This is a genomic window from Tamaricihabitans halophyticus, assembly GCF_004340875.1.
Taxonomy (GTDB): domain Bacteria; phylum Actinomycetota; class Actinomycetes; order Mycobacteriales; family Pseudonocardiaceae; genus Tamaricihabitans; species Tamaricihabitans halophyticus.
Map to the genome: position 1 here is coordinate 126,822 of NZ_SLXQ01000011.1, position 24,432 is coordinate 151,253.

General features: G+C 65.9%; 20 protein-coding genes. 3 read left to right on the top strand and 17 right to left on the bottom strand.

The features are described from left to right. Window positions 1-7: 7 nt before the first annotated feature. The 5 genes from icmF to EV191_RS22030 all read right to left on the bottom strand — a co-directional run bounded on the left by icmF (window position 8) and on the right by EV191_RS22030 (window position 8,653). Complete coding sequence (gene icmF, locus EV191_RS22010) at window positions 8-3,247, bottom strand: fused isobutyryl-CoA mutase/GTPase IcmF (RefSeq protein WP_132879041.1); 3,240 nt, start codon at window positions 3,245-3,247, stop codon at window positions 8-10. Window positions 3,248-3,359: 112 nt separating this feature from the next. Continuing rightward, window positions 3,360-3,974, bottom strand: a complete 615-nt coding sequence (locus EV191_RS22015) for a GTP-binding protein (RefSeq protein ID WP_132879042.1) — start codon at window positions 3,972-3,974, stop codon at window positions 3,360-3,362. After that, window positions 3,955-4,674 carry a DUF742 domain-containing protein gene (locus EV191_RS22020; protein WP_132879043.1) on the bottom strand — a complete coding sequence of 240 codons (720 nt, stop codon included), beginning with the start codon at window positions 4,672-4,674 and terminating at the stop codon, window positions 3,955-3,957. Before EV191_RS22020 ends, EV191_RS22015 begins: the two co-directional genes overlap by 20 nt. A 7-nt stretch (window positions 4,675-4,681) precedes the next feature. Continuing rightward, window positions 4,682-5,122 (bottom strand): roadblock/LC7 domain-containing protein, encoded by a 441-nt coding sequence (locus EV191_RS22025; protein ID WP_132879044.1) that lies wholly within the window; start codon window positions 5,120-5,122, stop codon window positions 4,682-4,684. Beyond that, entirely contained in the window at window positions 5,123-8,653 is a 3,531-nt protein-coding gene (locus EV191_RS22030; protein WP_243659134.1) for a sensor histidine kinase, read from the bottom strand. 1,029 nt (window positions 8,654-9,682) lie between these two features. On the opposite strand from EV191_RS22030, the gene EV191_RS22035 reads away from it, so the two are divergent. Together EV191_RS22035 and EV191_RS22040 are read left to right on the top strand one after the other, a co-directional pair. Continuing rightward, on the top strand, window positions 9,683-10,225 hold the full coding sequence (locus EV191_RS22035; protein WP_243659135.1) for a DUF485 domain-containing protein: 543 nt from the start codon (window positions 9,683-9,685) through the stop codon (window positions 10,223-10,225). Beyond that, window positions 10,222-11,814: a solute symporter family protein gene (locus EV191_RS22040; RefSeq protein ID WP_132879045.1), complete on the top strand. Its 1,593-nt coding sequence runs from the start codon at window positions 10,222-10,224 to the stop codon at window positions 11,812-11,814. Before EV191_RS22035 ends, EV191_RS22040 begins: the two co-directional genes overlap by 4 nt. Window positions 11,815-11,821: 7 nt before the next feature. Here EV191_RS22040 and EV191_RS22045 read toward each other — a convergent pair whose 3' ends face one another. The 6 genes from EV191_RS22045 to EV191_RS22065 form a co-directional block, all read right to left on the bottom strand. After that, the gene (locus tag EV191_RS22045; RefSeq protein ID WP_424565492.1) at window positions 11,822-12,166 is read right to left on the bottom strand and encodes a DUF3817 domain-containing protein; all 345 of its coding nucleotides are present in this window, start codon (window positions 12,164-12,166) and stop codon (window positions 11,822-11,824) included. 13 nt (window positions 12,167-12,179) lie between these two features. Beyond that, window positions 12,180-12,623 (bottom strand): transcriptional regulator, encoded by a 444-nt coding sequence (locus EV191_RS22050; protein ID WP_424565491.1) that lies wholly within the window; start codon window positions 12,621-12,623, stop codon window positions 12,180-12,182. A gap of 63 nt (window positions 12,624-12,686) precedes the next feature. Then, a complete protein-coding gene (locus tag EV191_RS22055; protein ID WP_132879047.1) occupies window positions 12,687-13,553 on the bottom strand; it encodes a lytic transglycosylase domain-containing protein in 867 nt (288 codons plus the stop codon). 166 nt (window positions 13,554-13,719) lie between these two features. Next, entirely contained in the window at window positions 13,720-14,217 is a 498-nt protein-coding gene (locus EV191_RS22060) for a helix-turn-helix transcriptional regulator (RefSeq protein ID WP_207894611.1), read from the bottom strand. Between the two features lie 270 nt (window positions 14,218-14,487). Further along, on the bottom strand, window positions 14,488-14,649 hold the full coding sequence (locus tag EV191_RS30165) for a hypothetical protein (protein WP_165913051.1): 162 nt from the start codon (window positions 14,647-14,649) through the stop codon (window positions 14,488-14,490). A gap of 261 nt (window positions 14,650-14,910) precedes the next feature. Continuing rightward, window positions 14,911-16,047: an acyl-CoA dehydrogenase family protein gene (locus EV191_RS22065; protein ID WP_132879123.1), complete on the bottom strand. Its 1,137-nt coding sequence runs from the start codon at window positions 16,045-16,047 to the stop codon at window positions 14,911-14,913. A gap of 181 nt (window positions 16,048-16,228) precedes the next feature. Between EV191_RS22065 and EV191_RS22070 the strand changes: the two genes are divergently transcribed. Beyond that, on the top strand, window positions 16,229-16,864 hold the full coding sequence (locus EV191_RS22070; RefSeq protein WP_132879048.1) for a TetR/AcrR family transcriptional regulator: 636 nt from the start codon (window positions 16,229-16,231) through the stop codon (window positions 16,862-16,864). A 177-nt stretch (window positions 16,865-17,041) separates the two neighbouring features. Here EV191_RS22070 and EV191_RS22075 read toward each other — a convergent pair whose 3' ends face one another. The 6 genes from EV191_RS22075 to pyk form a co-directional block, all read right to left on the bottom strand. Then, window positions 17,042-20,080, bottom strand: coding sequence for a helix-turn-helix transcriptional regulator (locus EV191_RS22075; protein ID WP_132879049.1), 3,039 nt, complete (start codon window positions 20,078-20,080; stop codon window positions 17,042-17,044). 31 nt (window positions 20,081-20,111) lie between these two features. Beyond that, window positions 20,112-20,261 carry a hypothetical protein gene (locus tag EV191_RS30170; RefSeq protein ID WP_165913052.1) on the bottom strand — a complete coding sequence of 50 codons (150 nt, stop codon included), beginning with the start codon at window positions 20,259-20,261 and terminating at the stop codon, window positions 20,112-20,114. Between the two features lie 165 nt (window positions 20,262-20,426). Further along, window positions 20,427-20,561, bottom strand: coding sequence for a DUF397 domain-containing protein (locus EV191_RS30985; protein ID WP_424565493.1), 135 nt, complete (start codon window positions 20,559-20,561; stop codon window positions 20,427-20,429). 95 nt (window positions 20,562-20,656) lie between these two features. After that, entirely contained in the window at window positions 20,657-21,511 is an 855-nt protein-coding gene (locus tag EV191_RS22085; RefSeq protein ID WP_132879051.1) for a helix-turn-helix domain-containing protein, read from the bottom strand. A gap of 468 nt (window positions 21,512-21,979) precedes the next feature. Then, complete coding sequence (gene tesB, locus EV191_RS22090; RefSeq protein ID WP_132879052.1) at window positions 21,980-22,888, bottom strand: acyl-CoA thioesterase II; 909 nt, start codon at window positions 22,886-22,888, stop codon at window positions 21,980-21,982. 31 nt (window positions 22,889-22,919) lie between these two features. Next, a complete protein-coding gene (gene pyk, locus EV191_RS22095) occupies window positions 22,920-24,344 on the bottom strand; it encodes a pyruvate kinase (protein WP_132879053.1) in 1,425 nt (474 codons plus the stop codon). Window positions 24,345-24,432: the final 88 nt, after the last annotated feature.

A 24,432-nucleotide genomic window follows, 5' to 3' on the forward strand; every position in this document is an offset into this window, starting at 1 on the left:
GGCGCCGCTAGACGTTGCGCCGATACTGCCCGCCGACCTCGAAGAACGCCTCGGTGATCTGCCCGAGCGAGCACACTCGCGCGGCGTCCATCAGTTCCGCGAACACGTTCGCTCCTGTCGTGGCCGCCTCCTGTAGCCGCCGCAACGCCTGCCGCGCCTGTTCGTCGTTGCGCTGCTGGAAGTCGGCGAGCCGATCGAGCTGCGAACGTTTCTCGTCCTCGGTGGCCCTTGCCAGCTCGACCTCGACCTCGTCCTCTGCCGGGTTCGGATTCCGGAACGTATTGACCCCGACGATCGGCAGTGAGCCGTCATGCTTGAGCCGCTCGTAGGCCATCGACTCGTCCTGGATCTTACCGCGCTGGTAGCCGGTTTCCATCGCCCCAAGCACTCCGCCGCGCTCGGAGATCCGGTCGAACTCCACCAGCACCGCTTCCTCAACCAGGTCGGTCAGCTCGTCAATGATGAACGATCCCTGCAACGGGTTCTCGTTCTTGGACAGCCCCCATTCCTTGTTGATGATCATCTGGATCGCCATCGCGCGCCGCACCGAGCTCTCCGTGGGTGTCGTGATGGCTTCGTCAAACGCGTTGGTGTGCAAAGAGTTCGCGTTGTCATAAAGGGCGCACAATGCCTGCAGCGTCGTCCGGATATCGTTGAAGCTCATCTCCTGGGCGTGCAATGAACGCCCGGAGGTCTGCACGTGGTACTTGAGCTTCTGCGAGCGCTCGTTCGCCCCGTAGCGTTCTTTCATCGCCACTGCCCAAATCCGGCGGGCCACCCTGCCAATCACGCTGTACTCGGCGTCCATCCCGTTCGAGAAGAAGAAGGACAGGTTCGGCGCGAAATCGTCGATATGCATCCCCCTGGCAAGGTAGGACTCGACATAGGTGAAGCCATTGGCAAGCGTGAAGGCGAGCTGACTGATCGGATTCGCGCCAGCTTCGGCGATGTGGTAGCCGGAGATGGAGACCGAGTAGAAGTTGCGGACCCCGTTCTGGATGAACCATTCCTGGATATCCGACATCATCCGCAGCGAGAACTCGGTGGAGAAGATGCAGGTGTTCTGTCCCTGATCCTCCTTGAGAATGTCGGCCTGGACCGTGCCGCGCACGTTGCGCAGCGCCCAGTCTCGCAGCCGCTCGGCTTCCTGCTCGTCCGGCTCCCGACCGTGCTCGGCGCGGAAGGCATCAAACTGCTGGTCGATCGCCGTGTTCAGGAAGAAGGCCAGGATCGTCGGAGCGGGCCCGTTGATCGTCATGGACACCGAGGTATTCGGCGCGGTGAGGTCGAAACCCGCGTATAGCGCTCGCATGTCCTCGACCGTCGCGATCGAGACACCCGACGTGCCCACCTTGCCGTAGATATCCGGTCGGGTCGCCGGATCGGCGCCATAGAGCGTCACCGAGTCGAAGGCCGTGGACAGTCGGGTGGCCTCGGACCCCTCGGAAAGGTACTTGAAGCGCCGGTTGGTACGGAACGCGTCGCCCTCACCGGCGAACATGCGCGCCGGGTCCTCCCCGTCCCGCTTGAACTGGAAAACACCGGCGGTGTAAGGGAACCGCCCTGGCAGATTCTCGCTGCGTAGGAACCGCAGCAGCTCACTGTCCTCGACGAACCTCGGCAGCGCGACGCGCGGAATCTGGTTGCCGGACAAGGTTTCCCGCCATAGCTGGGTACGTATCTCGGTGTCGCGCACCTGCACGACGAGTTCATCCGCCCGGTACTGTTCCACCGTGGCTGGCCAGTCGGCCAGAAGCGCGTTGATATCGGCGCCAATACCGGCTTCCGCTGCTGTGACCAGCTCGCCGATCGGTGCCGTGTCGGCGCCAGCCTCGTCGAGTGCGTCCCGCGCGGCGGCGAGCTGCCGTTGCTGACGTACGGCAGCGACCTGCTCGGCGGTCCTGCCGTGGTAACCGCGCACGGTATCCGCGATATCGGCGAGGTAGCGCGCCCTGCTCGTCGGGATCACCGTGGCAGCCGAAGTGGACACCTTGCCCGCCACCGGATTCAGCAGTCCGGCTGAAATGGACAGTCCCTTGCCGCCAAGGATCTCCCGAAGGTACTGGTAGAGCGCGGTGACACCATCATCGTTGAAGGTGGCTGCACTGGTGCCGAACACCGGCATGTCCTCCCAGGACACCCCGAACTCCTGGCGGTTGCGCACCAGTTGGCGCGCGACATCCCGCCGCGCGTCCTCGGCTCCCCTGCGCTCGAACTTGTTGATCGCCACGGCTTCCGCGAAGTCCAGCATGTCGATCTTTTCCAGCTGCGATGCGGCCCCGAATTCCGGGGTCATCACGTACAGCGGGATATCCACGTGATCGACGATGCCGGCATCGCCCTGACCAATACCGGGCGTCTCGACGATGACCAGGTCGAAGCCGGCCGCCTTGCAGGCACGTACGCTGTCATCAAGCGCGTGCGGGATCTCCCCGCTTGCCGAGCGCATCGCCATCGAGCGGAAGTACACGGACGATCCCTCGAGTGAGTTCATCCGGATACGATCGCCAAGCAGCGCCCCGCCGCCCCTGCGCCGGGTCGGATCCACGGCGAGTACGGCGATCCGCAGTTTGTCCTCCTGGTCCAGCCGGAACCGCCGGATGAGCTCATCAGTCAGCGAGGATTTACCCGAGCCACCCGTACCGGTGATCCCGAGTACCGGTACCTCGCGCCGTCCGGCCGCATCGGCGATCGCCGTGTGCCATTCGGCCGGCAGCTCATCGGCTTCGAGCTGCGTGATCACCCGCGCCAGACTGCGCGTATCACCATGCAACAGGTCTTCCACCGAGCTGCCAGCCAGGCGTGCGGCCAGATCCTCGTCGCACTCCTTGATCATCGAGTTGATCATCCCGACCAGGCCGAGCTCCTGGCCGTCATCCGGTGAGAAGATCCGCGCGACGCCCCGCGAGTGCAGCAGATCGATCTCCTCTCGGACGATGACCCCGCCACCGCCGCCGTACACCCGAATATGCCCGGCGTCGCGCTCGTTGAGCAGCTCGACCAGATAGCTGAAGTATTCGACGTGCCCGCCCTGATACGCGCTCACCGCGATGCCGTGCGCATCCTCGGCGATCGCCGTGTTGACCACCTCGTTGACGGACCGGTTGTGTCCGAGATGAATCACCTCCGCGCCCTGTGCCTGCAGGATGCGGCGCATGATGTTGATCGAAGCGTCATGCCCGTCGAACAAGCTCGACGACGTGACGAACCGAACGGGATGCACGGGACGGTACAGCTCAGCGCTCATACCATCCAAAATACTTGGACTTCCTACTATTTTGAAGACACGACAGCGTGACGCCGGTCTCGCGGATTGATTCTCGCCAGCGCGCGGCGCACTCCTGGGCCGCGGGCGCGGGTTAACTTGGTGTACCGGACCTCGCGGCGATCCACTGGCGCATCGCGTACTCGACGAGCGTGATGAGCGTCTGCTTCGTCGACTCACGCTCGCGCGCGTCACAGCGCACGATCGGCACCGAAGGATCGATCGACATCGCTTCCCGCACGTCCTCGACGCGGTGCGTCAATACGCCGTCGAAGGTGTTCAGCCCGACGATATAGGGAAGCCCACGGTCTTCGAAGAAATCGACGGGCGAGAACGAATCGGCCAACCGCCGGGTGTCGGCAAGTACCACCGCACCGATCGCGCCTCGCACCAGGTCGTCCCACATGAACCAGAACCGCTGCTGGCCGGGTGTGCCGAACAGATACAGGATCAGGTCGGTGTCCAGCGACACCCTGCCGAAGTCCATCGCCACCGTGGTGGTGGCCTTGTTGGGGGTCGCCGCGAGATCATCCACGCCGGTGCTGGCGTCGGTCATCATCGCTTCGGTGGTCAACGGCACTATCTCGGACACTGAGCCGACGAACGTGGTCTTGCCCGCTCCGAAACCACCGGCCACGACGATCTTCGCCGAGGTCATGGTGGGGGCCGCAGCGGCCTGCTGCGGTGCTCTATAGCCGACGGAGTCCACTCAAAACCCTTTCCATCAACGTCAGTCGTGCCTCAGCACCATCATCAGACACGGTTTGGTGCACATTCACCAGCCCCAGATCGGCCACATCGCTGACGAGTACCCGCGCCACCCCAAGGGGTACTCCCAACAACGCGGCCACCTCCGCGACCGACCGTGGCTGCCGGCAGATATCGACCATAGACCGGTGTTCGACCTGGAGTTGAGACTCGTCCACAAGTGCGCGTTCGGCACAGGACACCAGGGTCTCCAGTTCGAGTGCGTAACTGGCCTTCGTTCGACCACCTGTCCAAGCGTAGGGCCGCACGATAGCGGCCGGTGCATCGGGCTCGTCACCGTCTGGTCGCCAACTCACCTCGTCGGGTGACTCGCCTGGCCAGACCGGCTCTTCCCGTGGCGCTGGCGCTACCCAGCCGGTGTCCGCGGCAGCATGGTCTACCGCCGACTCCGCCCCAGCCGAGTCCTCGGCGGCATGCCGACGTTCGCCGGTTTTGGACCTTTTCTGCTTTTTCTCCTTCTTCGCGCGCCGCCGCTCGCGCCCACTGTCCAGGGTCAAGCTGTTCAGGACGTCAGCGAAGGACGTTTCCGCGTCAGCCGCCGCATCCGTGGCGTGCTCCCGGGAGCCCTGGCCCTCCCGGGACCGCCGGGCCGAGCCGCCTACTCCCGGTTCCTCATGCGGGAAACCGGACTCCGTGCTCATATCACCCTCACACTGGCTCACCGATCAGCGAGTTTCCCGCCCCCTGCAACTGCGCGCGCAGCTCCGGGGTCAGGATCTGCCCAACTCGATCCACGAGCAGGGTCATCTCATAAGCCACCTGTCCAATATCGCAGTTCGGCGCCGCGAGCACAGCAAGACATGAACCGTCACTAATGGACATCAACACCATCATGCCGAGTTCCATCTCAACAACCGTCTCCGTCACGGAGCCGGCCTCGAAACACCGTGCGGCGCCCTGAGTCAAGCTCACCAACCCAGAAGCCACCGCGGCTAGCTGATCCGCGCGATCGAGTGGCAACCGCGCCGACGAGGTCAACAACAGTCCATCGGCCGATACCACCACCGCGTGGGCCACCCCAGGCGTCCGCTCGGCGAACTCGTTGACCAGCCAACCGAATTGGTTCGGTTGAGCTTGTTGCGGACTCATTCAGCCTCCACTTTCGTCGTCTGTTCGTCCAGCTTGCTGGGCGACCTGCGCCCGACCGCGGCGGATTCCCTGCTGGAAACTGCTCAACCGGCCACGTACGTACTGCGCACTCCGATCGCCGCCCGCGACGCGCTGGTCGGATTCGGCGACCGCCGCACCCGGCACCAGGTGCTCACCACGCACTCGACGGGGCAGGCCGGAGGCGGTAAAACTCGCTGGCGCGGTCTCGGCTGCCTGCTGGGCCGCATGCCAGCCCTCGTCGGCGGTAAAGGTCCAGTCGAAATCCGCGGCCGCGGATCGCTCCGGCCCCGACTCGCCCGTTCCATTGACGGTGCCGGATCCGGCTCGATCGACTTCCGTCGGGTCGGCTTCCGTGCTCGCCGGTTGCGCCGGTTCGGGAGCACTAGCCGGTTCGGAAGTATCTGCCGGTTCGGCCGTACCGGCAGCCTCGGCCGCGACGGTGTCCTCCGGGCGCGTCTCGGGCGGCGGCGCGCCATTGGCGGTACGGCCAGCATCCGCCGCTGGCTGCCTCCTGACTGGCTGCGGGTCAGACGTCTCGAGCCCGAACGCGAACGCGCTCGGCTGCTGTTCGGCCGACGCCGCCGAAGCCTCGCCAGCCGGCAGGTTCTCGTCCCTGCCCCTGCGCACACCTCGTTGGAAGCTGCTCAGCCGGCCGTAGACCTCCCGCGCATCCCGGCGCGGCAGCTCCGCGGATCGCGCGACTGACTGTTCGGCCGCCGGTTCAACGGCACCCGGCATCAGCTGCTCGCCCCGTTTGCGGCGAGGCAATCCAGCCTCCGTGAAACTGGACGGTGCCGCCCTCGTCACCGATTCGACGGCCTGCCACCCGGCATCCGCCGCGAAACTCCACTGCCCGGTGCCCGCGGGCTGCGGCGCATCCGGCCGGGGGTCGGCCTGCGCGGTACGGAACCACGCGGAGAGCATCTCGTCGAAAATTGGGGTTGACTCGGGTCGCGCCGCTGGCACGGCTGGCGGGCCGGCCGGCCGTGCGGCCTGTTCGCGGGTGGTGCTCGCCCACCACTCGCTCAGCGTCGAACCGTCTTCCTCGGCCGCCGCCTCGCCCGTGTCTTCGCTCCCGGCTGGCTGTGCGGGTCGATCCGGACCGGCCGCCGCCACGTCCGGACTGAACAGATCAGCGCCGGCAGTGTCATCGACGCCATTGGCGGACCGCGGGTGAGCGGCCTCAACCACTGGATCGGCGGGCTGGTCGCTGGATGCTGATTGACTACCCGACTGACCGGATTGGCCACTACCCGATTGGGCGGTACCAGAGTCGGCAGGATCCGATGTGGCGCTACCGAGCAGCCCGGGAAGCGTCTCGGACCGGGCGGTCCCGTTGACCGGTGGGCGCCTGCGGGGCAGCTCCCCCGGCTGATCCGGCCGTGTCGACTGGCTGGGAATCGGCGGCCGCCCCGGTGCCGATTCCCCGCCGGCAAAAGGAGGCTCGGCTGGCGACGAAGGTCCTCCCGCGGCAAACCGACCCAGTCCACTGGCGGGCCCGAACTGGCTGGTCTTGGTCGTATCCGCGTCCCCAACGGCGGCCGTCACCAGCTCCGCCTGAACGTAAACGGTGGCCCTGACCCCCACGATGTCTTTACCACCGTGCAGTTGAACCCGAATATCATGCCTGCTGGCCAACCGGCCGACCACGAACAGTCCCATCCGCCGGGAACTCATCGTGGTGACCGAACCCGCGGTACTCAGCCGCTCATTGGCGACGGCCACTTCCTCCGCGGTCATCCCGATGCCCTGGTCGAGCACATCGATGGACACCGAACCGTCTTCCGTTACCCGGCTGGCCACGGTGACCTGGGTTTCCGGCGCCGAGAACGCCGTCGCGTTATCCAGCAGTTCGGCGACCAGCCGCAGCAGGTCGCTGGCCGCGTAGCCGACGATCAGCGCTGGCGCGGGGGCCTGAATAGTGACCCGCTGGTACTGCTCGATCTCCGATACCGCCGCGCGTAGCAGGTCGGAAAGCGCCACCGGTTGGCCACCACGACGCGCCGGTTCACTCCCGGAGAGCACCATCAGGTTCTCGTTGTTGCGCCGCATCCGGGTAGCCAGGTGATCCAGCCGGAACAGCGTGGCAAGCTGATCAGCGTCTTCCTCGTCCCGCTCCAACTCTTCGATCAGCTGGAGCTGGCGCTGCACGAGGCTTTGGCTGCGCCGGGACAGGTTCACCAGCACGCCGCTGTAGCCGCTGCGCATGCTTGACTGCTCGATCGCCAGGCGCAGCGCCTGGCGGTGCACCGCGTCGAACGCGCGAGCGACCTGGCCAACCTCATCCTTGGTGTGCACCTTGACCGGCTCGATCTCCTCGCTTGGCCGCTTGCCGGCGTTGAGCTCGTCCACCACCTCGGGCAGCCGCTGCTGCGCTACCTCCATGGCACCCCGACGAAGAGCGCGCAGGGAGCGCAACAGCTGCCGAGTGATGATCACCACGACGGCAATGGCGAGGATGAGCGCGCCGAACAACAACACCGCGACCAGGCCCGTCGTGCTACTCGCATCGTCCCGCAACTGGCTCGCCGTGCTGCTGAGCTGATCACCGACCCGGTTCGTCACCTGACCGGTGAGATCGATCGCCGCCGTGGACGTGGAGTGCCATTCACTGGCCGACATGCCTCGCACCACGGCACCGACGTCGACGCCTTGTTCCGTCAGCAAGGTGCGGACAAGCCGATTTCGGGTCGCTACCTCCGCGCCCGTCACGGTGGCGTCGTAATCGCGCACCAGCTGATCTGATGCCACCGCCCGGAACTCGTCGAGGCGGTCATTCAACCGGACATCCGAGGTACGCAACTCGACGATCTCGCTTGCCGGCATCGTGCTGGTCGCGATCCCCGCGCCGATCCGCGCCTTCTGGACCGCGAGTTCTTCCTTGACTGCCTCGAGGTCGTGCAGAGCGACCACGCTGCCACCAACGGAGCTGTCGTTGGCCCTGGACACCACCGCTTGGTCGAGGTTCAGCAGCGCGCGGGTGATCTCGGAGTACCGCGTGGTCGCCGCGAGCGCGTCGAGCCGATCGGAATCCACCCCGCCACGGATAGCGCCAAGCTGCTCAAAAGCCCCGCGCACGTCGTCGTACCGGTCCTGGATTCGGCCATCGACCTCGACGGCGCGTTGCGTCGAACGATCGAGTGGCCCGACCGCCTGATCAACCGCCGTACGGCGCTCACTGAGCTCGGGGGTGCTGGTCGGCTGGCCCGCGTTGAGCAGCGTAATCACTTCGTCGCGTTCCGCCTGGACAGCGGCGAGCGCCGTCCGCACATCGCTGTTGACGGCAATCAGCCGGTCGATGCGCTCATAACCATTGGCGCGATCCACCTGGCCGCCAAGCGTCGTGGCCCCGAGCACGATGGCCATCAGCAGTGGCACGACCGTGACGGCCGCGAGTTTGGCGGCCAGACTCCAGTCTCGCCAGCGCAACCGCGATCCCGCGGCACCTGCCGACCCGGCCTGCCGTTCGTCCGGCTGCTCTGGGGACTCGGCTTGTCCTGCCAACGTCACGGCGAGGACTCCTTTCCCGGCGTTATGGGTTTCGTGCTCCGGAATCGCATCCGGCCCCCTCCTCGCAGGATCGGCCGACGAGTGATTGAACTGAATGGCTCTCGCCCACGAGTTCGTGACGAAATTCGGCCACGCGCCATGCGCGCTTCCGCTCGATCACTTCGCGTAGGCACCTCCATCCGCGCCGTACATTCCCGCTCGCACCGTGGGGCTACCGGCGCGAGCCAAACCGACTGTGCAGGCACACCGCGACCGCGGTAACCGGTAAACGCGTTCGGTTAACATCTCGATACGGTGTGCCATATAGCAACCTGCGAACTGCATGACTCTTGCCGCAAAACCGGTACCGGCGCAGCGCGAACCCGTAGTTCGGCCAGGAAATCCTACATCAGCGCCCCGATCACGGTTTGATCTCGGCATTGGATATTTGACCTGCGAGAATCCGCGCAAAGCGCCCGCTCAGCCGCACTCATTTGACCATGTTCAGCACATGGATCAATTTTCAACTACAGAGCGAAATCACATTCATAGAAGACACTCACCCGCACGGACCAGATCGGATCGACAATTATCAACAGAACACACATCTGGTAAATCGATCAGACCACCCGCTTGGCCTATTGCCAGGGCTTATCTGGCTGGTCGCCATTGCTTCCCAGTGCGACTCGGGCGAGCCGGTTCCACCATGGACCGGCAACTGAGGTAACCGGCAACACTCCTGGTCCGCGCCCCAATCACGGGGCCAGATGGGCGGCCACCACACCGGCCAGAATCCGCCGGGTAATCGGCGCAGTCAATTACATGTCGTGATGGATCGCCAGGCACGCCAACCTTGATCGCACGATGGGGGATAGAAAATCGGCACTGTGACTGCGAGCAGTTACCAACAAGTTCACCACACCGTGTGAAGCACCTGGCTAGCAGGCATTTCGCTCGCGGCGCCTAGCCGACCTGGGGAAACCGCTTCCGTGTTCCCTCATCAGGGGGAGCGCCAAGCTCTCACCTGGCTGACTAACATGACCAGCCCCGGTGCCCGATCGCCAGCACATCGTCGATGGCCGCAACACCACGATTCGACGATCCCGCTCCGGAAACTCTCAGCGCCCAACCGGCATGACCGAGGCCGAACCACCGGAGTCACACACAATGCCCAACCTCCCCGAGTCCGCCCGCCCGCGCGCCGGCGCGGCCGGCAAGCCCGACCGAGCTCCGACGCTTTTCGACCAGCAGCGCGGGATCCCCCAACCGCGCGATGCGGACAATCGACCAGATTTCCTGCAAATCCAGCAAAGTTCTGAGTTTCGTGAGTTGCGCGGCCGGCTGCGCCGGTTCGTCTTCCCGCTCACGCTTGCCTTCTTTGCCTGGTACTTGACCTACGTACTGCTCGCGGCCTACGCCCACGATTTTATGAGCATCAAGATCCTCGGCGAGATAAACATCGGGATCGTACTTGGAATTCTGCAATTCTTTTCCACGATCGCCATCACGACCTGGTACGTGCGCTTCGCCAAAAAACGTTTGGACCCCCAGGTCGAGCTGATTCGAAAGCAAGCCGGAGCGGGCCCAGAATGACAACATTCCTAGCCGCGGCGGCCGGCGAAAGCAATCCGGTCCTGAATATGAGCGTTTTCGCGCTGTTCGTCGCCATCACGCTGCTCATCGTCTACCGGGTCGGCCACCGTAAGCGCAGCACGTCCGACTATTACGCGGCCAGTGGTAGCTTCACCGGCGCGCAGAACGGCGTCGCGCTGTCCGGAGACTTCCTGTCCGCCGCATCCTTTCTCGGGATCGCTGGCGCCATCGCGATCTACGGCTACGACGGATTCCTGTACTCCATTGGCTTCCTGGTCGCCTGGCTGGTGGACTTGCTCCTCATCGCGGAGCTGCTCCGCAACACCGGCCGGTTCACGATGGGCGACGTACTCAGTTTCCGGATGCGGCAGCGCCCCGTTCGCGCCGCCGCGGCCACGTCCACATTGATCATCTCGTTCTTCTACATGCTCGCTCAGATGGCCGGCGCTGGTGGCCTGGTGGCCCTGTTGCTGAACGTACATGGGAAGGCCGGCCAGGCGATCGTGATCGCGGTAGTTGGCCTGGTGATGGTGCTCTACGTACTCGTCGGCGGGATGAAGGGCACCACCTGGGTGCAGATGATCAAAGCGTCGATCCTGATTCTCAGCGTGGTGCTGATGACGGTGTTCCTGCTCGGGAAGTTCGGCTTCAACTTCTCCTCGCTGCTCTCCACGGCCGCGGATCGAAGCCCGCTTGGTGACCAGCTACTACAGCCGGGTGGTCAGTACGGCGCGACGAATACGTCGAAACTGGACTTCATCTCGCTGTCCGTGGCACTCATCCTCGGGGCCGCGGCACTGCCGCATATCCTGATGCGCTTCTATACCGTGCCCAACGCACGCGAAGCGCGCCGGTCGGTCGTATGGGCGACCAGCAGCATGTTCGTCTTCTATCTGTCCACCTTGGTCATCGGCTTCGGCGCGGCCGCGTTGGTCGGCCCAGAGCGAATTCTGGCAGCGCCCGGCGGGGAGAACTCGGCGGCGCCACTACTCGCGCTGGAGATCGGCGGCACTGTGCTGCTCGGCATCGTCTCCGCGGTGGCATTCGCCACGATCCTCGCGGTGGTGGCGGGTTTGACCATCACCGCATCGGCCTCATTCGCGCATGATGTCTACGCCAACGTGATCAAACACGGTGACACCGACCCGGCCAAAGAGATCAAAGTCGCGAGGATCACCGCGGTCGTGGTGGGAGCCGTTTCGATCGCTGGCGGAATCCTCGCCGCCGGACAGAACGTGGCTTTCCTGGTGGCGCTCGCCTTCGCGGTTGCCGCCTCGGCCAACCTGTCCACCCTGCTGTACTCGCTCTTCTGGAAGCGATTCAATACCGCGGGGACCCTGTGGGGAATCTACAGTGGACTCATTTCCAGCATCGTACTCGTAGCCTGCTCGCCGGTGGTATCCGGAGCGCCCGACGCCATTTTCCCGAATCTCGACTTCGCCTGGTTCCCGCTCAAGAACCCTGGCCTGGTGTCGATTCCCATTTCGTTCCTGTGCGGGTTCCTCGGTGCGATACTCAGCCGCAACCGCGCCAGCCGGCGCAAACACGCGGAAATGGAAGTACGCTCACTTACCGGAATCGGCAGGTGAGCTGTGCTCAGAGTCGAACGCCAGCTTGAACTTTCTGCGCGACCTTGCGCTCGGCCACGAAGGACAGGAACGGGATCGTTCCGGCGAGCAGCACGAAGATCGTGCCCTTCAATGACCACCGTGCCTTCATCGCGAGATCGGCCGCAAGTACCAGATAGACCACGTAAAGGAAACCGTGCACGGGCCCGATAATGCCCATCGGGCCATCAGTATCAGCGGCGTACTTGAGCACCATGGCACCAACCAGCGCGAGCAGGCCGATACCGACCACATACGCGATCACGCGAAACCGCAGGAGGGCACCAGCGGTCGGTGCGGGCGTACGCTGTTCCGTGGACGACACTGGGACGATCCTTTCCTGCCACTCAGGCTGAGCCCTCGTTGGCCCGGCGTCCGAGTTCGGCGAGATAACGGTTGTATTCGGCCAACACCACATCCTCGCTATCCGCGGGATCCGGGGCGATCGGGGTTTGTCGCGCGGCCGTTTGCGTCAATGGCGGGGGCGTACGGTTCAGCCTGCTGGCGAAGCTCTGCCTCGGGGCGGATACCGATGTCGCCGACTTCTCGGAGTGCCCTTCGTCGTCGCTGGTCTCCTCGGCCTGCCGCAACCGGCGCAGCCGCCAGAACATGAATGCGGGGAACAGTCCGAACAGCGGCCAGAGCAGCACGTAGCCGAGGTTCTGGTACGAACCGCCAGCGGACAGGAACCGTTCCAACTGCCACGCCGCAAGGGCACAACACACCAGCACACTCAACACGCTGACGCTGACGATCATCAGCCGGCGCTGGTTGAATCCACTGGCTTGCACATCACCGACGGTAGCACCAGCACTCCGGTTGTCCCCCGCTCAGGGCCCGCAGGTCCAGCGGGGTTACTGACGCCGCTGGTCCACAGCCCGCGCGTAGGAGTCGGCGAGGCCAAACACCTTCTGGCCATATTCCACCGAGCGGTTGTACGACATTAGCCCCGCCCACCAGCCCTCCGCGCTCGACATGTCCCTGCCGTCGGCACAGAGGTAGCGGGCAGCCGCCGCGGCGGCGTCGTCGATCTGGTGCGGATCGGCGCGGCCGTCGCCATTGCCATCGGTTGCCCAGGTCGCCCAAGTAGTCGGAATGAACTGCATCGGTCCCACGGCCCGGTCATACCGCGGATCGCCATCCAACGCGCCGCCGTCGGTGTCCGCGATCGCGCGCACGCCAGGCGAACCGTCCAGCGGCACCCCGATGATCGGCTTCTCCGGGCGACCATCCGCGCCGAGCCGCGTACCGCCGTAGCGGCCGTGGTCGGATTCGATCCGGCCGATTCCTGCCAATGTCGCCCAGGAAAGCCGGCACTGTGGTTGCTCGGCGCGCACCGCGAGTTCGGCGTTCGCGTAGGCCCACAGTGCACGGGAAGGGACCCCCGTCGCGTCCGCGGCTTCGGCCGCCCAGACCGCGAGTGGATCATCACTGGCGCCGCCGGCTTGCGGTTCGGGCTGTTCCTCCGCCACATCGGTGTAGACCGGCACATCCGTACCTGGTCGTACCGGCGCCGGGTCGACCTGCAGGGCCGGAATCTCCGAAGCGGCTGGGCCGTCATCCGGTGTTGCGAGTTCTCCGAAGTACCAGACGGCGGCCCCGGCTACGGCCAGGACCACTCCCGCGATACTGAGCCGCCCAAGGGGGCCCGCGAAGCGGGACTTCGTTGGGCGCGCGGCGGTAGGCGTCGACTCCTGGTCGTGGGCCTGCTCGGTCCCCACACCATCCTCCGTATCGCCCACTCCGCCCCCGCCCAGTAGCAAAACCTCCTGGCCAGGATAACGACTCCGGCCATAGCGGGTTACGGCCTCCCGCGCCTGGTTAGGGCGCCAGTTGGTTAGGGCCAGTCTTCGCGCGAGCCCGAAAGCTGCGGCGCGAACGGAGCCGCTAGGCCGCGCCGTCGCGCCGCTGTCGCGCCAACCTGGCCACGCACCAGGCCGGTGCGCTGCCGCGCCGCAGGTGCTCGAGAACGGTCAGCGGGCCAAGCCGGCGACCGAGGTCCGCGGGGGCCAATCCGGCGGCGCGGTAGTCCAGTGCTCGCTGATCCAGCGGGCTGATACCCGCCTCCCACCACTGCTCGGCCTCAGCAACGTCGCCAACCAGCTGCCACCAGCTGGCCGCCGCGGCGAGCAGATCATCCGGGACGTCGGGCAGCCGCTCGCGCATGGCGGCCACGTACCCGGGGTCCGCCGGCTCGACGGTTGCCCAGCCCGAAGCGGCGCCCGCACTACCACTGCCTCGCTGCCCAGGAATGCCTGGCGGCGCGATCGGCGCCTCCGCGATCCAGTCCGACGTAATGCGGTTGATCTCGTCGTCCTCGGCGTTCTGGGCGCGCTCCGCCGACCACTGGCGAATCAGCGCATCAACCCCGGGGTCTTCGATCATCCCGTGCCTCCTCCATGGCCGATGATCACGCAATGTGAGCACAGTAGGTCGGAGAGTCTCCTTTTCGCCAGCCCCTCGGCCGGGCGAATTTCGTGACCTGCACGTTATATCGGAGAATCCACTCGGATGGCCGAGTATCGGCACCCGCACGGAGGTTTAGTGACGGACGGTCACATGTTCCACCGCGACGATCTCCAGCAGTCGCATCGCCGCTGCGTACAAGGCAGACGGCAGGGATAGCGGGGACGCCAGGCCCCGCCGAAAGCTGGCTCACGCGAACAAGTTCTTCACGAAGGTGATGATGGCTTCGGCACCGTCGCGCAGCCAGCCGAGCACCGTCTGCACGCCGTCAGCCGCCTGCTGTGGCTGACTGATGACGTAGAACAGCACGAGCACAACCACGACAATGACGACGACCTTCTTGGCTTTCACGGCACTACTCCATCCCGCTCATGCCCACCGGCCGACCGCCCGACCCGGTGAACCCACCCGGCACTCGTCCTCATCATCGTCCCTGATTCCACACGACGACGAGGCATAATCACGCTGATGGCCGCCGTGCTGACTCGATGTGCGTACTGAGTCAATCTCACTGTAGAAGCACCTGCCACCCAGCGGCCGCCGAACACGCGGGTACTGACGGTACCCGCTCGTCCGCATGAGGTGATCATGCGATCGAGTGACCGGACAGGCTCACAGCGTCCGCGAGATGATCTCCTTCATGATCTCGTTGGTTCCTCCGAAGATCTTGCTGACCCGCGCATCCGTCCACATCCGGGCGATCGGATACTCGGCCATGTACCCGTAGCCACCGAACAGCTGCAGGCACCGGTCCAGCACTCGATTCGCCCGTTCGGTGGTCCACCACTTGGCCATCGCCGCGCCCGGCACGTCCAGTTCGCCGCGCAGGTGTCGCTCGATGCACTGGTCCAGATACGCCCGGGACACCTCCGCTTCGGTGGCACATTCGGCCAGCTCGAATTTGGTGTTCTGGAACTTGAAGATCTCCCTGCCGAAAGCGCTGCGTTCCTTGGTGTAGCGCACGGTCTCCGCGACCGCCGCATCCATCGCCGCCACCGCCGTGATCGCGATCAGCAACCGCTCCTGCGGGAGCTGCTGCATCAGCTGGACAAACCCCAGTCCCTCAGTCCCGCGGCCCTCGGGCCCGCCGAGCAGATTGGCCACCGGCACCCTGAGGTCATCGAAGAACAGCTCCGAGGTGTCCTGCGCGTGCAGGCCGACCTTGTCCAGCACCCGACCCCGGCGGAATCCCGGCGTATCGGTCTCCACGCAGATCAGCGAGATGCCTTCGGCGCCCTTGGCCGGGTCGGTCTTGGCGACCACGACGACCAGCCCAGCCTGGGCACCGTTGGTGATGAACGTCTTGGCGCCGTTGATCACGTACTCATCGCCCTCACGCACCGCCCTGGTCTGCACGTTCTGCAGGTCAGATCCGGTTCCGGGTTCGGTCATCGCCACCGCGCCGACGAGTTCACCACTGGCCATCTTCGGCAACCAGCGCTGCTTCTGCTCGTCGTTACCGTACGAGTTCAGGTAGTGCGCAACGATTCCGTTGTGCACGCTGACTCCCCACCCTGAGTCGCCACTGCGCGCCTGCTCCTCGTACAACACCGCCTCGTGCGCGAACGTGCCACCGCCCCCGCCGTACTGCTCGGGAATCGACAGGCACAGCAGGCCAACCTCGCCGGCCTTGTGCCACAGCTGCCGGTCGATCTGTTTCTGCTCGGCCCAGCGATCCTGGTGCGGTGCCAGCTCCTTCGCGCAGAAGTCCTGCGCCAGCTCGCGAAATGCCCGCAGGTCCTCGGTCATCCAGCTGCGGTTCGGGGGCGTGGTGGCCATCGCGACTGCCTTTCCTGCTATCTGGCGGATTCGACCCGATACATGGTGACAAAAACAATCCAACATGCATGTAAATTCATCGATGAACGTACCGGCGGTCGGACAGACGTGTAAAGTCCGGCCCCGCCAACCAGCGACGCGGAGGTAACAGGTGGCTTCGTCGGTCGATGCCGGATCATCGGGGACAAGTACCCGTCCGCGTCGAACGCAGCAACAACGCAGGGAGCACACCCGCACGCTGCTGCTGGACGCGACGATCGACTGTCTCGTGGAGCTGGGCCACGCGCGGACCTCGGTCAACGAGATCTGCAAACGCGCCGGCGTCTCGCGCGGGGCCCAACAGCACCACTTCACCACGAAAGCCGAACTGCTCGCCGGGGCGGTGCGGCATCTGGTCGGCAAACTGCATCGAGACGTGCTGGACACCATGACCGCGGCAACGACCGTGCCGGAACGGATCGAGCAGGCCATCGATTCGCTCTGGCACGCCTATTCGGGCACGCTGTCCGCGGCCGCCCTCGAACTCTGGGTCGCCGCGCGCACCGATCCCGAGCTACGCGCCGCGATGCTTCCGGTGGACCGCGCCGTCGGGCGAGCCGCCTTCGAGCTCTACCGCTCGACGGCCGGCGCCGAATTGCCGCAACAGGACAGCGAACGGCTGTTCTGGCTCACCATCAACCTCACGCGAGGGCTCGCGCTCGACGCCGAGATCGGCGGCGACGAGCGGCGCCGGAATGAATTACTCGCGGAATGGAAACGGATCGCGGTTCGCCAGTACCAAACGTGACCCGCCGCTCCGCTGACCGCGGTGGAGGAGACCGCGCCGGGACCCCGCGCTGAGTGGGCCGGCCCGGCCCTCGCCCGAGCCGGCCCACTCACCTAAGTAGAGGGAGTTCCGGCACCACGATGACGCCAAACAAGCAACATTCCTGGCAGCCACGCCGAGCGGATCAACTGCCCGGGCTCAGCCGGCTCCACCGCCGAGCAACCCGCGTTCCGCGGCGATCGCCACCGCCTCCGCTCGCCGGCTCGCCCCGAGCTTCGCCATTGCCCTGGACAGGTGCACGCTGACGGTCTTCTCACTGATGAACAGTTCGGCACCCACCGCGCGATTGGTGTGCCCGCGAGCGACGAGTTCGAGCACCGCGCGCTCCCGCGGCGTGAGTACATCGTCCTCGGCCGCGGACGTGGTCGGCTCGCCTGGCAGGGGCACGCCTGCCCGCCGCGCCAACAGGTGCACCGCCGCACGCAGCGGCGTGGCGGCCAGCCGCTGCGCCGCATGCCAGGCCTTGGCCAACTCCTCCGCCGCGACATCGTTGGCCCCGGTCGCCAGTAGCGCCTCGGCGTAACGCAATCGGCACACCGCCTGCTGATACACCGCGCCGTAGCCGAAGCCACGCACCGCGAGCTCCCAGGCCGCCGGATCGGCGCCGGACAGGCTCGCCTGCTCGGCGGCAAGCTGGCTCAACCACGCTTTCCCTTCCGAGCCAAGCGATCCAGACCTCGGTCGGTACACCTCCGCCTGCCGCCGCGCGTGCCGCGCCAGATCGTGCCCCCTGGCCAGCGCCGCCGCGCGCGCCGTGTCATCGGCGGCGGCCCGCGCCAGCTCGATACTCGCGCGCACCCCGAAGGTCGCCAGCCGAACACCACCGAACTCCGGCTGTGCCAGCGTTTCCAGATGCGACAGGCCTTGTTCCGCCCGCTCGATGGCCGCCTCGAGGTCACCCTGCCACAGCGCGGCCTCGGCCTCGGCATAACTACTGAGCAGCATCGCCTGGGTATCGCTGCCCCAGTATTGCCGCAGCTGCGGTGACAACGCGCCAAGCTGTTCGAACCGGCCCAGCCCGGCAAGCAGTGGCGCATAGGCGGCGCTGAGCCGGGCGGACACCGCATTGGACACCCAGACCCGGTCCACCTCAGGCACGGTCAGCCGGTCCCACTCCCCCGCGGCATAGCGGGCGAGTACCTGCAGGACGCGCAGATCAACGACATACATACCGCGCGCGAGTCCGAATGCCCGCGCGCGCTCCCGCGATTCGGCGATCGTCGCCAGCGCCTCGGGTAACTGGCCATGCTCGTAGTAGGTGACAGCGAGGAACGTCCGGGCGCGCAGCTCGACACTGGGCGCGTCCAGTCGCTCCGCGCGCTGGACCGCGGCCAGCAGGCTCGTCACGGTCTGCTCGATATCGCCACTTCGTTCATTCAGCACGGCAAGGGTGATCAGCGCATCCGCCTCGGCAGCGGCAAGGCCCAGTTCGGCTGCGTCCTTGATCACCTGCTCCGCGGCGACCCGCGCCTCGTCGAGCCGGTTCAGCACCCGAAGCAGCGCGGCGCGATCACCCAGCACCCACACCCGAACCTCGGTCAGCGGCCGGTCCTTGACGAGCTCCCATGCCCGCTGCGAGGCCGTCCACTCCCGGTCCTCCTTGCCGTCGAAGGCGCCCAGCGCGAGAGTCAGCCGCCGCCACACCAAAGCGGCCCGCTCCGGTTCCTCCGTTCCGGTGAGCATGGCGACGGCGGATTCCGCGAAGGCCAACCCGCGCTCCGGCTCACCGGCGATCAACGCGACACCGGCGGCGCCGCGCAGCAACGACAACTGGTCCAGCTCGCCGCGACGCTCCGGTTCGACCGCGTCCCACAGGCTCAGCGCCTTCTCCAGGTGGCGCAGTTCCTCGGTCGGCGCACCGGCGCGTTCCGCCTCCTTGGCCGCGGCGACACAGGCATGCAGGGCGCCGGCCAGGTCATTGCTCGCCAACCGGTGATACGCCAACTGCGCGGCATGCCCCGGCTCCGGCGCGCATTCGGCGAGCCGCGCGGCGTAACTCGCATGTAGCCGCACCCGTTCGCCCGGCAGCAGGTCCTGGTACACCGCCTCGCGCAACAACGAATGCCGGAACGTGTAGTGGCCATGGTCGGTCACCAGCACGTGGTGTTGCACCGCTTCGCGCAGCGCCGTATCCAACTCGCGGTCCGCGTCCAGCTCGCGTTCCACGCCGCCCGCGACCACCGCGAGCTGGGCGTGGCTCACCGAACCGCCCGCGACGGCGGCGACCCGCAATATCGACTGGGTCGGTTGGCTCAGCCGCTCGATCCTCGCGAGCAACGCGTCCGCCAGGCTTGCCTGCAGTCCCGCTGAGCCGGCGCCGTCCCAGCCGAGTAGCTCCTCGGCGAAGAAAGCATTGCCTTCGGAACGCTCGACCACTTGGCACAGCACCGCTTCGTCGAGTGGGCCGTCGGCGAGCGCCAGCACGAACTCCCGAGTTTCCGCCGGATCAAACGGCGGCAGCTCGATCCGATCCACCATCGGCAGCCTGATCAACTCGCCGAGCAGCGGCCGTAGTGGGTGCCTGCGATGCAGCTCCTCCGCCCGGTAGCTGGCCACGACCAGCAGGGACTGCGCGCGCAGCCGGGAAAACAGCATGGCGAGCAGGTTCCTGGTCGAGGAATCCGCCCAGTGCAGGTCCTCGAGCACGAGCAGCACGGTGCGCTCAGCGGCAAGCGATTCGAGTAGCCCGACTACGGCATCGAACAGCTGCAGCTGGCCGATGTCCTGCGCATCGTGTGCTTGGCCGCCCAACATGTCCCGCCGCATGCCGGCAGCGACCGGGGCATCGGGCTCGTACCGCGGCGCCGGATCCGCCGCCAACGCCAGCTCCCGATCCAGCTCCTGGCGTGGCAGTAACCTGCTGATCGCCGGCCACTGCCGGAACAACTCGGCCTCGCTTGCCGCGAGACGGCCAAAGGCCTCGGCGAATGGCAGATAGGGCAGCCCCGCCTCGCTGATATCGAGACACCTCCCGGTCAGCACCAGCGCCCCGTCCCGGTCGGCAGCGGCGGCGAACTCGGTGAGCAGCCGTGTTTTACCCACTCCGGCGTCCCCGGAGACCAGCAGCGCGCCAGCGCTGCCCTGTTGGGCGCGCCGCAATGCCGCGCGCAACTCGCGCAACTGCGCGGTACGCGCCACCAGCGGGATGCCGGAACCGAGTCGGGGCACGAAGGTCATTATCCCGTACCCCGATGCGAACATCCGCGACCTACCGTGCGCGCTGCCGGCGCCGCGTCCCTGCACGTGCCACGCGCCAGATCCGCGAGTACCTGGTTCGCGTGACGTCCCGATGAATGGTCTCGGCACGGTAGTCGATCTCCGCGCGGATCGCCGCCGGCCCCCACACCTGGGTAAGCACGATTCCTCCTGGATTCCGTGATCAATCGAACGGTTTCCAGATTCGTGCTGAGGCCACATCGCCGGCATCGGTAGAACACGCCGCGCTGGACGTAAAAAGCCCTTACCCGCCAGCGCTGAACACGCCGGATCGGGTAAGGGCACGCGTACGCCGTGCGTACTGGGTTCAGCTATCCAGCTGGTCTTCTCGGATGGCGTCCAGGAAACGATGCCAACCGCGTGCCGATGTACACACGGTCCCGTGCCGGGGGCTCTTGGAGTCTCGGACCGCGGCGCCATGATCCGTCAGTGCGACCTCCACGCAGTCATTGCCGGCGCCACTGTAGGTGCTTTTCCGCCAAGTGCCAGCTGACTGGCCATTTGCCCGGTTCGGTGAGGACAAACTGCAACTCCTTTCTAGCCCGCGGTCAGCCCCTTGGCCGCGTCCGAGATCACCTCGAGGGTGTCGTCTGGCTTCAGGGCCGCCGCTCGCAGATGGTCGAACATCAAGGTATACCGATGGACGTCTTCATACTGCTCCAAATAGACGCCGCTTGTCGTATTTTCGACGTAAACCACGTCCGGGTCAGTCTGTTCGGGGAAGCCAAGAATCAGGAAAGGGCCCTCCATACCCGCGTGCGCGCCAGCCGCGAAGGGCAGCATCTGCAGGGTGACGTGGGGCAACTGAGCGACCTCGATCAGCCGGTCGAACTGCTCGCGCATCACCTCTGGCCCACCCACATGCCGGTGCAGTACCGCTTCGTCGATTACCGCCCAGTACTCAGGCGGATTCGGATCGGTGAGCAGCCGTTGACGTTCGACCCGCGCGGACACCCGCCGCTCGATGCTCTCCTCGCTCGAGTCCGGCCGGATCGCCTTGATCACCGCCCTGGTGTAGCGCTCGGCCTGCAACAGGCCGGGCACGAGCAGCGCCTGGAAGGTGCGCAGGGACGCGGCATCAGCCTCGAGACCCACGAAGGCACCGGTGAACACCTCGTTGTAGGCGTGCCACCAGCCCTTCTTGCGGGCCTCTCTGGCCAGCTGAACAAGCGCTTCTACGTTGTCTCCGGTCAGCCCGTACAGCGTCAACAGATCCCGCGCGTCCCGTGGCGTTACGCCGACATGCCCGGTTTCGATTCGACTGATCTTCGACGAGGAGCACTCCAGCCGTTCACCCACCTCGTCAATGGTCAGATCGGCGGCTTCGCGAAGCCTACGTAGCTCGCTGGCTAACCTTCGCCGGCGAACGGTGGGACCGTCACCTCGTGCCATAAGCTGATCACCTTTCACCCGCACACCTTGGGTCAGTTTCGGCGCCACCTACCACTGGACCAAGGTCAACCCCCTGATCGAGTGAGGAAACCTACGTCTATTCGGTGCATTCGCCACCGAAACGCGCTACCCTGAGCAACACGTTCCGCCGCCGCACTTGGCACCAACGCAGTGACCATAGAACCATCGTCGTCACGTGCGGTAGTCCTGGTTGACGAGTTCCGTCACCCGGTACATGGAGCGGCCCGGCGTCCGGGCGGTGCTGAGGTCCGGCTGACGCGCGCCGCCCGGCAGGTAGTGGACCTGGGGATGCTTCCCCCGACCGTCCTCAGGCCCACTACCGCTCACCTACCGGCAGACATAAACCCCTTTCACTGGCTAACCCGTGGTAGTGATTGGCGCGGGCGTCGAGCACGCGACAACGCGTGGGTTAGCTACCGACGATGGCTAACCCATGGCTTGCGTCCCTCAGTCAATGACGCGGAGTAGCCCTTCCTGGACGACGGTGGCCAGTAGCCGACCGTCCTGAGCGAAGAAGTAACCGGTGGCAAGGCCCCTGGCGCCCGAAGCGTTCGGCGACGTGCAGTCGTAGAGAAACCACTCGTCGGCCCGGAACGGGCGATGGAACCACAGCGCGTGATCGAGGCTCGCGCCATGCACCCGATTGGTCGCCCAGGATTTTCCGTGCCAGGCGAGTACCTGGTCCAACAGGCTCAGATCCGACGCGTAGGTCAGCACGCAGACGTGCAGCAGCGGATCGTCAGCAAGCGAACCGTCGGCCCGCATCCACACCTGGTTACGTTCCCGCGGCTCCCCCGGCGCGCCACCGCTCCAGATCGGCTCCGTGACCGGCCGCACCTCGAAGGGTCGGTGAATCGCTGGCCGCTCAATCCGCAACTCGGACTCCGCCGCCCACTCCGCCTGGCTGCGCAGCGAATCCGGCGGCGGGACGTCCGGCATCGCCACCGCGTGTTCGAGACCGGCTTCGGCCAGCTGAAACGACGCGGACAGCGCGAAGATCACCTTGCCGTGCTGTACGGCGGTGACCCGTCGCGTGGTGAAGGACCGCCCGTCGCGCACCCGGTCGACCTGGTAAACGATCGGCACACTGGGGTCGCCGCCACGAATGAAGTAGGCGTGCAGCGAATGCACCTGCCGTTCGGCCGGGACTGTTCGCCCCGCGGCCACCAGGGCCTGGCCGGCGACTTGCCCGCCGAACACCCGCACTGAGGACTCCGGTGGACTCACCCCGCGAAAGATGTCCTCCTCGATCCGTTCCAGATCGAGGAGGGCGACAAGCAGCTCGAGCGGCTGGCGAGCATCGCCGGGGCGGGCACCCGCGGCAGCCGCCGCGGCGTCTCGTGCGGCTTCGGTCATGGTGACGATCCTGCCACCTGGCTACGCGAAGTCAGGCGTGGTCCTCTTCACCGAGTCGGTGGACCCTGATCAGGTTGGTGGACCCGATCGTGCCCGGCGGGGAGCCGGCCACGATGACGACAAGGTCACCGCGCTGATACCGACCGAGCGCAAGCATCGAGGTGTCCACCTGACGCACCATCTGGTCCGTCGAGTCGACCTTGGCCACTTGGAAGGTCTCGGTACCCCAGGTCATCGACAGCTGGCTGCGGACCCGCTCCAACGGAGTGAACGCCAACAGCGGCACCTGTGTATGCAGTCTGGCCAGCCGCCGCACGGTATCGCCGGACTGGGTAAAGGCGACGAGCGCCTTCGCGTTCAGCCGTTCGCCGATATCCTTCGCCGCGTAGGAAATCACCCCGCGTTTGGTCCGCGGTACGTGGGAAAGCGGCGGTACCGCCGGCGAGTCGTTCTCCACGGCCTGAATGATCCGGCTCATCGTCTGCACGGTCTCGATGGGATACCGCCCGACGCTCGTTTCCCCGGAGAGCATCAGGGCGTCCGTGCCGTCCAGTACGGCGTTGGCCACATCGGAGCTCTCCGCACGCGTCGGCCGCGAGTTCCCGATCATCGAATCGAGCATCTGGGTGGCCACGATCACCGGTTTCGCGTTCTCCCTGGCGATTTGAATGGCGCGCTTCTGCACCAGCGGGACCTGCTCGAGTGGCAGCTCCACGCCGAGATCGCCCCTGGCGACCATAACGCCGTCGAAGGCAAGCACGATCGCCTCGAGGTTGTCCACGGCCTCTGGCTTCTCCAGTTTGGCGATCACCGGCAGCCGCCCCTTGCCGACCCGCTCCATCACCTGGTGTACCAGGTCGATATCCGCCGGCGAGCGAACGAAGGACAACGCGATGAAGTCAACGCCGAGCTGCAGCGCGAACTCGAGGTCCTGCACGTCCTTGTCGGAAAGTGCCGGCACGGAGACGTCCATACCGGGCAGCGACACCCCTTTGTGGTTGCTGACCGGGCCGCCTTCGGTCACCTCGCACACCACGTCCGGACCGTCCACCTCGCGGACGACCAGACCAACCTTCCCGTCGTCTACGAGTAGCCGATCACCTGGCTTGGCGTCATTCGCCAGCCCTGCGTAGGTGGTGGATACCCGGTCGTGGGTGCCTTCTACCTCTTCTACCGTGATCCGCACGACGTCGCCGGTGCGCCATTCAGCCTGGCCGCCGGCGAACGTGCCGAGACGGATCTTCGGGCCCTGCAGGTCGGCGAGTACGCCGACCGCCTTGCCGGCGCGCGCGGCCTCGGCGCGCACCAAATCGTAAACCTGCTTGTGGTCACCGTGGCTGCCGTGGCTGAAGTTCAGCCGCGCCACGTCCATACCTGCGTCAACCAGCTCGGCCACGCGCTCGCGGGTCGCGGTCGCTGGGCCGAGGGTACAGACGATCTTCGCTCGTCTACTCACGTCTCAATACCCTAATAGGGATCGCTGGAACGATCCCGAAGTACCAACCAGTAATGTTGGAGGTGTCACGGAGTCGTAATCGTCCGGA

Excerpts from the sequence above, each read along its gene's own strand:
- icmF (WP_132879041.1), bottom strand. The coding sequence starts at position 3,247 with ATGAGCGCTGAGCTGTACCGTCCCGTGCATCCCGTTCGGTTCGTCACG.
- EV191_RS22020 (WP_132879043.1), bottom strand. The coding sequence starts at position 4,674 with ATGAGCACGGAGTCCGGTTTCCCGCATGAGGAACCGGGAGTAGGCGGC.
- EV191_RS22025 (WP_132879044.1), bottom strand. The coding sequence starts at position 5,122 with ATGAGTCCGCAACAAGCTCAACCGAACCAATTCGGTTGGCTGGTCAAC.
- EV191_RS22040 (WP_132879045.1), top strand. The coding sequence starts at position 10,222 with ATGACAACATTCCTAGCCGCGGCGGCCGGCGAAAGCAATCCGGTCCTG.
- EV191_RS22060 (WP_207894611.1), bottom strand. The coding sequence starts at position 14,217 with ATGATCGAAGACCCCGGGGTTGATGCGCTGATTCGCCAGTGGTCGGCG.
- EV191_RS22065 (WP_132879123.1), bottom strand. The coding sequence starts at position 16,047 with ATGACCGAGGACCTGCGGGCATTTCGCGAGCTGGCGCAGGACTTCTGC.
- EV191_RS22075 (WP_132879049.1), bottom strand. The coding sequence starts at position 20,080 with ATGACCTTCGTGCCCCGACTCGGTTCCGGCATCCCGCTGGTGGCGCGT.
- EV191_RS22085 (WP_132879051.1), bottom strand. The coding sequence starts at position 21,511 with ATGGCACGAGGTGACGGTCCCACCGTTCGCCGGCGAAGGTTAGCCAGC.
- tesB (WP_132879052.1), bottom strand. The coding sequence starts at position 22,888 with ATGACCGAAGCCGCACGAGACGCCGCGGCGGCTGCCGCGGGTGCCCGC.